This is a genomic window from Allomuricauda sp. M10, assembly GCF_020782875.1.
Lineage (GTDB): Bacteria > Bacteroidota > Bacteroidia > Flavobacteriales > Flavobacteriaceae > Flagellimonas.
In genome coordinates, this window is record NZ_JAJGBN010000004.1 from 20,858 (window position 1) to 33,102 (window position 12,245).

At 39.7% G+C, this 12,245-nt stretch carries 13 protein-coding genes; 8 read left to right on the top strand and 5 right to left on the bottom strand.

The genetic code is table 11. The features are described 5' to 3' along the window. Positions 1 to 167: 167 nt before the first annotated feature. From LKX84_RS11215 to LKX84_RS11225, 3 genes are all read left to right on the top strand, one after another. Positions 168 to 602 carry a hypothetical protein gene (locus LKX84_RS11215; RefSeq protein ID WP_228237260.1) on the top strand — a complete coding sequence of 145 codons (435 nt, stop codon included), beginning with the start codon at positions 168 to 170 and terminating at the stop codon, positions 600 to 602. After that, complete coding sequence (locus tag LKX84_RS11220) at positions 599 to 2,686, top strand: polysaccharide biosynthesis protein (protein ID WP_228237261.1); 2,088 nt, start codon at positions 599 to 601, stop codon at positions 2,684 to 2,686. The genes LKX84_RS11215 and LKX84_RS11220 overlap by 4 nt, the downstream gene beginning before the upstream one ends. Positions 2,687 to 2,828: 142 nt before the next feature. Continuing rightward, positions 2,829 to 3,383, top strand: coding sequence for a hypothetical protein (locus tag LKX84_RS11225; protein ID WP_228237262.1), 555 nt, complete (start codon positions 2,829 to 2,831; stop codon positions 3,381 to 3,383). 196 nt (positions 3,384 to 3,579) lie between these two features. Here LKX84_RS11225 and LKX84_RS11230 read toward each other — a convergent pair whose 3' ends face one another. Together LKX84_RS11230 and LKX84_RS11235 are read right to left on the bottom strand one after the other, a co-directional pair. Continuing rightward, positions 3,580 to 4,950, bottom strand: a complete 1,371-nt coding sequence (locus LKX84_RS11230) for an aldehyde dehydrogenase (RefSeq protein ID WP_228237263.1) — start codon at positions 4,948 to 4,950, stop codon at positions 3,580 to 3,582. Positions 4,951 to 5,051: 101 nt separating this feature from the next. After that, the gene (locus tag LKX84_RS11235; protein WP_228237264.1) at positions 5,052 to 5,837 is read right to left on the bottom strand and encodes a hypothetical protein; all 786 of its coding nucleotides are present in this window, start codon (positions 5,835 to 5,837) and stop codon (positions 5,052 to 5,054) included. A gap of 150 nt (positions 5,838 to 5,987) precedes the next feature. Between LKX84_RS11235 and LKX84_RS11240 the strand changes: the two genes are divergently transcribed. After that, complete coding sequence (locus LKX84_RS11240; protein ID WP_228237265.1) at positions 5,988 to 6,458, top strand: hypothetical protein; 471 nt, start codon at positions 5,988 to 5,990, stop codon at positions 6,456 to 6,458. Positions 6,459 to 6,464: 6 nt separating this feature from the next. Here LKX84_RS11240 and treF read toward each other — a convergent pair whose 3' ends face one another. After that, complete coding sequence (gene treF / locus LKX84_RS11245) at positions 6,465 to 8,051, bottom strand: alpha,alpha-trehalase TreF (protein WP_228237266.1); 1,587 nt, start codon at positions 8,049 to 8,051, stop codon at positions 6,465 to 6,467. Positions 8,052 to 8,136: 85 nt separating this feature from the next. Between treF and LKX84_RS11250 the strand changes: the two genes are divergently transcribed. Continuing rightward, positions 8,137 to 8,775 (top strand): GntR family transcriptional regulator, encoded by a 639-nt coding sequence (locus LKX84_RS11250; RefSeq protein ID WP_228237267.1) that lies wholly within the window; start codon positions 8,137 to 8,139, stop codon positions 8,773 to 8,775. Positions 8,776 to 8,833: 58 nt separating this feature from the next. Beyond that, the gene (locus tag LKX84_RS11255) at positions 8,834 to 8,977 is read left to right on the top strand and encodes a hypothetical protein (protein WP_228237268.1); all 144 of its coding nucleotides are present in this window, start codon (positions 8,834 to 8,836) and stop codon (positions 8,975 to 8,977) included. Between the two features lie 2 nt (positions 8,978 to 8,979). On the opposite strand, the gene LKX84_RS11260 is transcribed toward LKX84_RS11255, so the two are convergent. Together LKX84_RS11260 and LKX84_RS11265 are read right to left on the bottom strand one after the other, a co-directional pair. Next, a complete protein-coding gene (locus LKX84_RS11260; protein ID WP_228237269.1) occupies positions 8,980 to 9,585 on the bottom strand; it encodes an NTP transferase domain-containing protein in 606 nt (201 codons plus the stop codon). A 40-nt stretch (positions 9,586 to 9,625) separates the two neighbouring features. Next, positions 9,626 to 9,886 carry a MoaD/ThiS family protein gene (locus LKX84_RS11265; RefSeq protein ID WP_228237270.1) on the bottom strand — a complete coding sequence of 87 codons (261 nt, stop codon included), beginning with the start codon at positions 9,884 to 9,886 and terminating at the stop codon, positions 9,626 to 9,628. 233 nt (positions 9,887 to 10,119) lie between these two features. Here LKX84_RS11265 and LKX84_RS11270 point away from each other — a divergent pair, with 233 nt between their 5' ends. Further along, a complete protein-coding gene (locus LKX84_RS11270; RefSeq protein ID WP_228237271.1) occupies positions 10,120 to 11,202 on the top strand; it encodes a vWA domain-containing protein in 1,083 nt (360 codons plus the stop codon). Between the two features lie 74 nt (positions 11,203 to 11,276). Continuing rightward, positions 11,277 to 12,224, top strand: a complete 948-nt coding sequence (locus tag LKX84_RS11275; RefSeq protein WP_228237272.1) for a DUF1080 domain-containing protein — start codon at positions 11,277 to 11,279, stop codon at positions 12,222 to 12,224. Positions 12,225 to 12,245 lie beyond the last annotated feature (21 nt).

Sequence of the window (12,245 nt, forward strand, 5' to 3'; positions counted from 1 at the left end):
CAGAATTTTTAAGGTTTTTTTGTGGTTTTTAAATGGGATTTCTTTAGATTCTTAGTTAAAATAAAGAGTTTTGAAGTTTATTTTTTAACATGAACAATTTGTTTTATATTCCTTCTATTAAAAAAGGGTTTAGGTAAGCTTATAATCAACTTCAATCAATCAGCAAAATGACCGATTCAATACTTAGAAAAGTTATAGTATTAGTTCTTATTCCCGTATTTGCGATTTTCGTTCAATTCTTTTTACGAATGATTCTAGGCACTGATTTTAATACAATAGGAATTACCCTTGGCACTTTAGGAATAGGTCAGCTTTTACCTTTTCTTTATTTTGATCATTTTATAACAAATAAAATTTTCGGTCTCAAGCCAACTTATGATATAAAACAAAATGAAGTGTCAATTAAATACAAAATGTCGGTTCAATCTTTAGATAGCACAAAAATAGATGGCCTAAAGAATCAATTCTTGCTAGTGATATTTTTGAATTTGGCGTTGTTTCTCGTAATTATTTATCTAGGTGTAAAGGGAGAAATTGTTTGGCATACAATTTTTGGAGGTATAAGCTGTTTATCTTCTTGGTACTTATTGATATTCAAATGAGTGGATATGATTTATTGGTGTTAATTATAGGTTGTGTAGTTTCTCTGGCGCTAATTTTTGCTGTTTATTTAATAAGGAGGAAATCAAAGAATTTTAGAAGAGAAATTGGCCTAATCAGCAATTTGTCGGATAGTAATCTTATTAATAATCAGGGTGCAGAAAAAAGTAGAAAGGGATTTGATATTCTTTCATCCAAATATTTTATACTATTTCTTGACATTGTATTTATTTCATTTTCTTTCGTTTTTTCTTATTTCCTAAGAATTAATTTTTCTTTTGATTTTATTGAAGTTTTACAAGTACAATTGCCAATTGTATTAGCAATCTTCACTTGTTCCATAGTATTGATAGGCTCTCATAAAGGAATGGTGCTTTATACAGGGGCTAGGGATATTTATCTTATTTTCAATGTAGTATGTATAAGTACCATTTTTTGTATTTTTTTTGTAATCCTAAATAATTATTTTGAATTTATAAAAAAGGGTACAATTCCTCTTTCGGTAATAGTAATTAATGCGATTTTAAGCATAGCATTTTTAATATCATACAGATATTTCTTTAAGTCTGTATATATGTATAAAAATTTCAAAGGGAGAGGCAACGACATAAAAAATGTAATTATTTATGGTGCTGGTTCCTTTGGAGTAATTGCTCACCATGCCATGACTACAATTAGCCCAGGTAAGAGTTCCATTAAAGTTATTGGATATATTGATGATGATCAAATTAAAATTGGTAGAAGACTTAATGGCTTGCCGATTTACTCTAGCAACTCCATTGACGCAAATTTTATTGAGAAAAGAAGGATTAGTGAAATTGTCATAGCAAAAAGCAATCTTGAATCAAGATCACTTAGAAAGATTATTGAACCATTAATAGACTTTAATGTAGAGGTTAAAATCGTTCCATCTGTAGACAATTGGATTAACGGAGAACTCAAGTTTACCCAAATTAAGAGAGTTTTCATTGAAGATTTATTAGAAAGACCAATAATAGGATCTAAGAAGACAAAAATTGGTGAAAGTCTTAAGGACAAAACAATTATTATTACTGGAGGGGCAGGTAGCATAGGAAGTGAGATTTGTAAAGAAATTTGCAAACTTTCTTATCATTCTCTAGTTGTGGTTGACAACAACGAATCAGCCTTAAGAAACCTGATTGTCGATTTAAAACAAAGTGGATTTCACAATTTTATTCCAATAGTAGGCGATGTTTCAGATAAAGGATTTATGACTCTTATATTTGAAGATTATAAACCTAATTTGGTGTTTCATGCCGCTGGATATAAAGATGTTCCTCTTCTAGAGTACAATGTATATGAGGCTATAAAATCAAATGTTAAGGCGACTAAAATACTCGCAGACCTATCAACAACATTCAAAGTCGACAAGTTTGTGCAACTTTCAACAGATAAAGCAGTTAATCCCACAAATGTAGTAGGGGTTACAAAACGAATTGCAGAAATATACTTACAGTGTCTTCAACAAGAATCAAATACTAAGTTTATTACATGTCGTTTTGGAAACCTTCTTGGCGCTAATGGTTCAGTAATCCCATTATTTAGGAAGCAAATAGAGAAGGGTGGGCCATTGACGGTAACACATAAAGAGATTACCCGCTATTTTATGACTATACCTGAGGCAACTCAATTAATTTTAGAATCAAGTTCTATGGGTCAAGGGGGAGAGGTTTTCATTTTTGATATGGGTGAGTCTGTCAAAATCTTTGAATTGGCAAAAAACATGATTAGACTTTCAGGTTTAAAATACCCTGATGACATTGATATAAAAATTACTGGTTTAAGACCTGGTGAAAAATTATATGAAGAGTTATTGGCTAATGGGGAAAACACTTTACCTACCTATCATAAAAAAATCATGATTTGTAAGTTAAGGGATTTGGATTATACTTTTTTACTTTCCAAGATTGATGAACTTTGTGTGTCTAATATGTTTTTTAATGGTGATTACAATCTAAAACTAATGAAAGATATAGTGCCAGAATATATAACAAACAACTCACCTCACACAAAATTTGACTTTAAGAGTTCCGAATACCTTGAACATATTTCAAAAAAGTCTTAGTCATTGCCCTGGGCTTTGTGTTGGGCGTGTAAAACCCAAATAGCGAAGCTATAAGACACAAAGAGCGCTCGGAAGCATATTTTCTTCCTGATTTTTTGATTCTTTTTTATCAAGAAAAAAGATAGAAACCAATTATTTTCTAATGATAGATTCAAAAGTCGTTTTAAAAGAAACTGTTGCCAACATTGTGGAGTCTTTAAGTGAATTAGAAAAATGTTCTATCAATAAAGTAAAAGAGTTTAAAATATCAAGTGAGGTATTGTTTAGTGAAATGAATCTTCAGGTCATCTTTGATGAGCTTTCAAAAATGAAAGGCAGATACATTTATATCATAACAAGTAGAGGTTCAGATAAATCCATCGAAACTATTAAAAAAACTTATTCCAGATTTGATATTTCCAATAAGCCAAGAGTTTCTAATGTTACATTTAATATTTCAAGATTCAATAAAAAACATCATTCGAAAACTCTTTACGTAGGGACTTCAAAAACGATATGTAGACGCATCGTGCAACATCTTGGTTATGGCTCTAAAAGAACGTACTCGTTGGATTTAATTCATTGGTTTCCAAAAAATATTGATATATGCTTGAATATATATCAAGTTTCAACTAAGAATCACTTTGTTATAGAGTTAATCGAACAAGCTGTTTGGGATATGGAAAAACCTCTGTTTGGTAAGCGAAGTGGATTGTAGTAAAGCATAACGTAGTTAACCTATAATAAAGCAAATTGCTTTGACATAAAATCGTTGTCGTTATGACGCTAAAGCATCAAAACTGATTTTATATCAAATAGCATAGCTATACGCAATTTGCTCTACTATATTAATTGTTCCATAATTTACATTATGTAAAATAGAATATTTCAAAACCTGCCCTGTTGCTTTTCTTTTAAAACAAATTCTTGATCCGTTTGGCCCATTGTATGGGAATCTTGTACGGCGCGTAGCGTATCGGAACATCCAACCAGGTACCTCGCTTAACAATAGCTTTTTTGTGTGAGAACAATTCAAAACTGAATTTTCCGTGATACCCACCAATCCCAGAACCGCCCACGCCACCAAACGGTAATTTTTTATTGCTGATATGGATTACCGTATCGTTGATGGTTCCACCGCCAAATGGATATTGCGCCATCATCCGCTTCTGAAAGCTCTTGTTGTTGCTAAAGACATAAAATGCTAAGGGTTTTCCGTATCGTTGTACCATTTCATGTATTTCGTCCTCCGTGGTATATGCAATGATCGGTAAAATGGGCCCAAATATCTCATCGGTCATCAAGGCACTTTCCAATTCCGGATTCTCCACCAATGTGGGTTCCATATACTGGTCATCATCATTCCAATGGCCTCCAAAAACAATGTTTTGCCCTTCAAGCTTCGCTTTAAGTCCCGTATAATGCTTGGCTGTGGTAATCCGTGCAAAATCTGGAGATTCGGCTATGGTTGTCCCGTAAAAACCTGTAATATAGGTTTTTAAGGCTGCTATTAACGCTTCCTTTTGGGTTTCGTGCACCAAAACATAATCCGGGGCTATGCAGGTCTGCCCCGCGTTCAGAAATTTTCCCCACGCAATCCGTTTGGCGGTCAAGTCAATTTTGGCCGTTTCATCCACCACACAGGGATTTTTGCCACTAAGTTCCAAGGTTACCGGCGTTAAATGTTCCGCGGCACTCTTGTACACAATCTTGCCCACCTGCGTGCTACCCGTAAAGAAAATATAGTCCCAAGGTTCCGCCAAAAGTTGTGTGGAGACCTCCACTCCCCCTTCCACCACGGTCACATATTCGGGCGGAAAAACCTTTTTAATTATCTCTGCGATAATGCCAGAAGTATTCGGACTCAGTTCCGAAGGTTTTATCACGGCCGTGTTACCTGCAGCCAAAGCTCCGATCAAAGGGGAAATCACCAGCATGAACGGGTAGTTCCAGGGCGCAATGATCAACACCCTACCAAAGGGTTCAAATTGGATCCATTCCCTCGATGGAAAATTGGTCAAAGAAGGGGTCACCCGCTTAGGTTTGCTCCATCTTCCCAAATGCTTGATCATGTGCTTCAGCTCGCCCAGCGCAAATTGGGTTTCAGTGGCCAGACTTTCAAAACTGGGCTTTTTAAAATCGGCATAAAGGGCATCGCAAATGGCATCTTCCTTATCCGTAATTTCTTGATATAGAAGCTTTAAGTAGTGCTTTCGGAAGGCCACATCATGGGTTTTCCGCAATGCAAAAAAATCCTTTTGTGCTTGTACCAACTGCTTGATCATTGTCCAATTCTTTTGCTAAATATAGGGAAACCCACGTAAGTCCAGCGCATAAAAAAAGCACCGATTTTATCGGTGCTTTCCTTATATCTTTTTAGAAATGACTATAATGTAATTTCTTCGGCTGCTCCGTTAGGGTAGATCAAGGTGGCTACATCGTCGCACTCCCCGTCTCCAAAATCAATGGTTACGGCTAGTCCGTTTTTAGATACCACCATCACGCCTGAGGTCAAATAGTCACAGGCGGCATTGCCTTGAAGCTCTTCCAAGGTTTCCACGGCATATACGTTACCTTCGGCTTCAATCGTCCAGTTTCCGGACAACCCGAATACAGTGCTGGCAAGGTCCTCACCAAAGGTGATGCTGAACGTTTTTTCGCCAGATTCACTGATTACGCTCTCATCTTCCATTTCGATGGACATGTCACTGGTCACGGAAAAGGAAACGGTGGATTGCTCCACGCTGGTATTCACCACATACGTACGGGTTCCGTTTATTTTAATGGTGCCCACATAAAAATCCACATAAGTAGCGGTGAACGATGCGGTTTCCGTACCTGCTTGGTAGGTTACGGTCACGGTTCCGTTGATATTGTCGGTGCCATTAAGAACGCAATTGTTAAAAGTGGCCACAAAACCAGTTTCGGTAAATTCAGCGGCATAACAGTCGCTGATCTTTGCTGTTGCCATCTTGCCTGTGCTTCCGGCATAAATTTCGGCCAAGGCACTATCGGCAACACCGGCCACTTCGTCCGTGGTCAAAATGGTCTGTAGTTCTGCTTGGGTCAGTTTTTCGTCTTCACTGATACCATCTTCGCTACAGGATTGAAAACCCATAAAAGCAATTCCGATTAGGGCAATAGCATAAAATTTCTGTGTAAGTCTGATCATGTTACTTCAGTTAAGTGTTTACGGTGGATAAACGGAGTATGGTGGGGTTTAGTGTGCTGGGAATCCACAGATCGACAAAATGCCATGTTCCTCACCATTATTTTCAGTGATAATTGGTATCTTTCCCTGTCTATATAAACAGAATTCCACATGAAAAACATAAAAACTTCCTTCCTTTTTGCCCTTTCTATCGCTTTTTTACTCTCATGTAGTGATGATGATGGTGGTTCCACTTCTGCGGATGCGGACCTTATCGGTACCTATGATCTACAGGAAGTGAATTTGAGTGGCGCGGTGGATGTGGATGGTGATGGCTCCTCCTCAACCAATTTAATGGATGAAGCCGATTGCATTTCGGGTACCTTGATCATCAGGGACAATATGACCTGGCAGTTTGAACAGACCAATTTTACGGTGACCAATATTACCAACAACCAAGTGCATGTGGATTGTTCCGGAAGCAGCTTGGGAACCGGTGCCTGGGCCAGTGATGGTGTACAGATCGCTTTCCAGGGAAGTTCTTTGTTGGGTACATTACAGATCAGCACCAACCGCATTATCAAGGTTGAAGGTGATGTATTGCCCGGTGTTCAATCTTACGTTTATGTGAAAAGGCAGTAATCCGGTTTAATTCGGACGTTCCAAATCTTTCAACAATTGTTTGAAACCAAGGGCCACACCATTGGTCCAACCAAAACCATCCTGGGTGGGGTACTCCCCTCCTCCTGAAAGTAACGAAAGGTCCTCCACATTGTATTTTTCCATCATTTTTCCAGTATTGGCATACACTTTTTCGTTTAAGGCTAACCAACGTGTCATGATTTCCTTGGCTTCTTCCACGTAGCCATAATTCAATAATCCATTAACGGCTAACCATTGCAAGGGTGCCCAGCCATTTGGAGCGTCCCATTGCTGACCGGAGTGGTCCAATGTAGTGACTAGCCCTCCATCCTTTAAAAAAGTGTTCATGATCATATCCTTTACTTTTTCCGCCTGTTCTTCAGTGGCTAGGCCAAAAAACAAAGGAGTGACTCCCGCCAAAGTGGGTGCCGTGGTCATGGATGCTTTGTCAAAATTGTAATCGTGGAAGTAGCCGTTCTGGTCATTCCAAAAATAGGTTTGGATGGCTTTCTTTCGTGTTTCTGCCAATGTCTCAAATTGTTGTTGTGCCGATGTATCCCCTTTGATGCCATTGGCCTTGGCCAAGGTCTTTTCCATAAAATACAGTAGGGAATTCAAATCCACAGGTAATATGGAAAGGATCTCCGTGGAGGCAAGACCTCCCTCCTCCCCAAACCATCGGGAGCTAAAATCCCAGCCCGAAGCCGCTGCGGACCGAAGGTTTTTATACAGCAGTTGTTTTAAAGAATCCGAAGGCAAGGAACTGGCCAATAAAAAATCCTCTTTGTAAGACTCTGGTCTCGGGGTATTTCCCGCATCCCAATACCGGTTCAGGGTAATACCGTCACTAAGGTTCACCACCCGTTTTTCTGGGTCGAGGCTATCCCCTTTTTGTGCCCCTTCCATCCAATATTGGTATTCCTTGGTCATCTGCGGAAGGTATTTTACGAGCAATTGTTCGTCTTTTCTAGCAATGGCGTCCACCATTAACGCAAAGTATGGGGGCTGTGAGCGCGTTTTATAGTAATCGCGGGTACCGTTTGGTATAAATCCGATGGAATCGATCAAGAAAGCAAAATTATCCACCATACTTTGGGCCACTTCGTCCTGCTTGTCTACCAATAAACCTTCCATGGTGAAATAACTGTCCCAATAGTAGATTTCCTGAAAACGACCCCCGGGAACAATGTAGTTGTGGGGCAATGCTATTCGGGTGGAATGGGCAATCACACTATCCGGATTTCGTTTCAATTTATCCCACATGTGTGAAATATGGGTATACATGTTTTGAGTGGTATCCAATTCAAATTGAAGCCCTTTCATGGATTTGTCCTCAAAGTTCTCCAATACAAAATCGTTTAAGCTAAATTCTTGATTGTCTTTGGTTTGAAGGTATTCTTCTTCAAGTGTTGCTATATCTTTTTTCGGGACCAAGTCCACAAAGGTTTTGGAATCTTCAAAAATGCCCGACATCTGTACATCCTTGAAGAGTTGGGTGTCATAAAAACTGATGGGTTCCGTGCTTACAGGTGCTTCCTGTTTGCAACCAATCAAAAAAGCGATGATCAAGGTTCCAAATAACCAATTTTTCATTGTGCAGTGTTTAATCTTGATTAAATATAGGATAATAAGCGCAATTTCAACTCGTTAAATCGTATACGATTCGTAATTTGCAAGCATGGGCCATGTATCGGTTTTAAGGGACAAAATCAAGGAACACCTTCTTCTTCAAATACGGGAAGGTCAGTTAGGAATTGGCAAAACCATTAATTTGGCGGCTTTGTCTAGAGCAACAGGAATAAGCGTCACCCCTATCCGAGAAGCTTTGAGTCAATTGGAGCACGCCCGAATCATAAAGGCGGTACCCAACAGAGGATTTGTGGTGTCCCCACTGAGCAAATCGGAGGTTAAGGATATTATCAGCACCATTGCCCAACTGGAGATCATGGCGTTGGATGCTTCCCATTTGAATACGGATGAAATCAGTGCTTTAAAAAATATACTGGTGCGTATGGAAACCTTTCATCATATTTCGGAAGGATTGCCATTTCATCTGGAGTTTCATAGCAAATTGGTGCAAGCTTGTCAGAATAAGGTATTACTTCAGGTATTGGACGATTTGCGACTCAGATTATCGTTTTACGAACATCAATTGCTCAACAAACCCCAATTTTTGGAAAGTATGCTGCGCCAGAATAGATCCATTGTGGATGCCATTGAAGAGGATAATATTCCTACAGCGGCTTTGTTGCTCAAGATGAACTGGATGGCGATTTTGGAGTTAATGATTGCACAAATGGACGTTAAAAAAGGTTAATCTTCTGACTATCAAAATAAAATAAGTGTAATTTCGTTCTCGGTTAAAACACATATCCATGCAATTCTTGAACAAGGAAATCGAGGCCCTTACGAAACGCAGAAAATCCCAATCGTTGGTCAAAAAACAAGTTTCTTGTGGAATTTTCCAAGATTTGGAACTTGCCGATTTGGAATCCAAAAAGATCGCGACCAAAAAATAACCCTACTTCCCTTTTGCTTGTAGTTTCTGTTTGGCCCATTTATAATCGGCCGGACTGTTGGCATTGAACAAAGCAATGTCCTGATCCGGATGAACCAATTTCACATCCGAAATCATTAAAAAATCCCGCGGGGAATGTTTTTGGGTTTTATCCACATGTACTTTAACGGCCTTAAGCCCTGAAACTTCCCAAATGGCAAATAAGGGTTCCGGTACCTGCCCATTTTGATGAGCATAGGCCGTTGCCCATTTATTGGAATCCCGTTCCTTTGCCAATTTTAGGAGCGATTGTTCATCTACAAAAGGGAGGTCACAGGCCAGCACTAACCACGCCACATTTGGATGCTTTTCATGGGCACTCAGAATCCCATTCAAAGGACCTTTATATTGGTCCATGTCCTCAATGCGTTGAAAATCCCACAGGCCAAGTGATTGCCCTTTTCCAATGCCTACAAAAACAGCATCGCACACCTTTTGAAGGAGTTTCATTAGGTGATCACGTTGCGGACTTTTGTGGTAAACAATCTGTCCTTTATCCGAACCCATTCGTGAACTTTTGCCCCCGTCAAGGACCAGGCCATACAAGGTTTTATGTTCCGGCGTACCCATACTTTAAAGATACGCAGAGAAAACAGATTCAACTAAAATTTCACATCCAAACCATTTCTGGTGGAGGAATCAGAGCGATCTCATCATACGAATTGATGAATTCATGGTCTTTGGCGTAATTGTGGTTCACTGCTACTGCCAATGAAGTCAGTTTCTTGAGTGCCGGATAGGTGTTTCCCAAAAAGATTTTAAGTTCCCCAACTGTTTTGGGCAAAGGCTTCCCGGTAATATTGGAAGTGGGTACGGATAATGTGGGACTGCCCACAATTTCCTTGGCGGTCCCGTATAAAAGTATCGTCATAATTTCAACCTATTAAAATTGTCTGCTTTTGGTTTTGGCTAGATAGGTTGGAATGTTGTTTGGATCGGGAGATGTTCCCTTGAACCGATGAAATTATTAAAAATTGCACAAACCGTTACCAATTTAACAAGCCCGCTGATTTTTTAACTTTTCTTTAAACCAATTCCGGAAATGCCACATACTTTTCATAATATTTGTGCGTTTTGCATGCAGAACCTTAACTTCTTTTGAAAATGAAAAACGTATTTCGATATTTATTTCTCGTTTCTATAACCTTAGCTATTTTTTCCTGCGGTAATTCGGATGATGATGTTCGTTTCGACATCAACAATAGCGAATTGGGCCTTGGTGAAGAACCGGATGATTGCCTTGGTTTTGGTGAAAATGAACTCTTGCTTTCCATTCAGGATGAGTACACTACCCTACCCGGAAAAGTTTCGATCCTTTTCAAGGTTTCCGATCTTTTGGGGAATCCCATTTCAGGATTGACTGCGGATGAGTTCACCATTTATGAACAAGGACGAAACGATGATTGTTTCAATTTGATATCTCCTTCGGAGTCCCAAGCGAGGATTTCTCCCAATACACAGATTTTTAACAACAACACCATATTGGTCCTGGATTTGAGTAACAGTGTCTTGGCAAGTAGCTTGACGGAATTGAAATCGGCATCGACAAGTTTTATCAACAACGTAATGCCTTCGCCAGAAACAACATCCTTTAAAATGGCCATTTATTGGTTTGATGGTGAGGATGAGCTACATCTTTTGAATCCCCTAACCTCTTCCACCGCTGAATTAACAGCCGCTGTGGATGGTATCACTGCAGATATCAGCAACGATCCGAGTACCGATCTTTATGGAGCGGTGATCAAATCCACCAAAATTGCTGAAGATTTGTTGAGGGCCAATTCCAATGCCATCGGGGCATCTTCCGTGGTATTGTTCACGGATGGAACCGACCAGGCGAGCCGATACAAGGAATCTGATGCCCTTAAAGCAGTAAATGAAGCCAGCAGGAACATTTCCTATTTCACCATTGGACTAGGAGCGGAAATCGATACCGAAGTCCTTTCCGAAATTGGTAAGACCGCCAGTGTCTTTGCTGCCAATAAGGAAGAATTGGAACTTACTTTCAATGAAATTTCAGAACGCGTCTCCGAGCAAGCCAACAGTTTTTACCTTTTTGAGTATTGTACCCCAAAACGGGATGGTAGTGGCGTGAGCAATCTGGTCATACGATTGAGCCATGGAGGGCTGAAAGGTGCCGTTCAGACTAAATTTGATGCAAAAGGATTTGAAGGAGGATGTCTATAAGTTTCTAGCGGAATTTACCGGAATCCTTTTTGCATAAATCCGTATCTTGGAGGTCAAATAAACTGAAACAAACTATGACATTCCGAAAAAAATCTTTTCGTATTCTTTTGTTGTGCTTCCTATTTGCGGCGGCATTTAACACCTATGCCCAACACATCAGTCCTTTGGAAGGAAGATGGGACCTAGAAATGGACTTTATGGGCAAAAAAGCCCCGTCTTGGCTGGAAATCCGACATTCGGGTACGGCAACTTTGTTGGGCCGTTTTGTATTTGCCTTTGGTAGTGCAAGACCTATTTCCGAGGTAAAAACGTATGGTGACAACAAATTCACTTTTAGTATTCCCAATCAATGGGAACCCAAGGGAAGTGATATGATCTTTCATGGGCAACTGACAGATGGAAAAATGAAAGGCACTATGATCTTTACCGATGGTACCACAATGCATTGGACCGGTGCCAAGGCTCCAGAGCTTGCCTATACCGAAAATGCGAAATGGGACAAGCCCATCAATGTTTTTAACGGAAAAGATTTGACCGGTTGGCATGTGGATGGTGAAAAAAATCAATGGGTCATTAAAGATGGCGTATTGACCAGTCCAGAGTCTGGTTCCAACTTGCTCACCGATCAAAAATTCAAGGATTTTAAACTGCATGTGGAATTCCGTTATCCCCAAGGAAGTAACAGTGGAATTTACCTTCGTGGCCGTTACGAGGTTCAAATCGTGGACAGCGAAGGATTGGAGCCTTTGGACATTTATCTAGGTGGTGTATATGGATTCTTGGAGCCCAATGAAAATGCTTCCAAGCCTGCAGGTGAATGGCAAACCTATGATATTACGTTGATCGGAAGAAGGGTAACCGTAACCTTGAATGGTAAAACAGTCATCAATGATGCTACCATACCAGGAATTACTGGTGGAGCCATCGATAGTAAGGAAGGTGAACCTGGACCTTTCATGATTCAAGGCGATCATGGACCCATTGAATATAGAAGTTTTGTGGTGACGCCAAGAAAAGAATAATTTTCAAGAAACTAGCAAGCA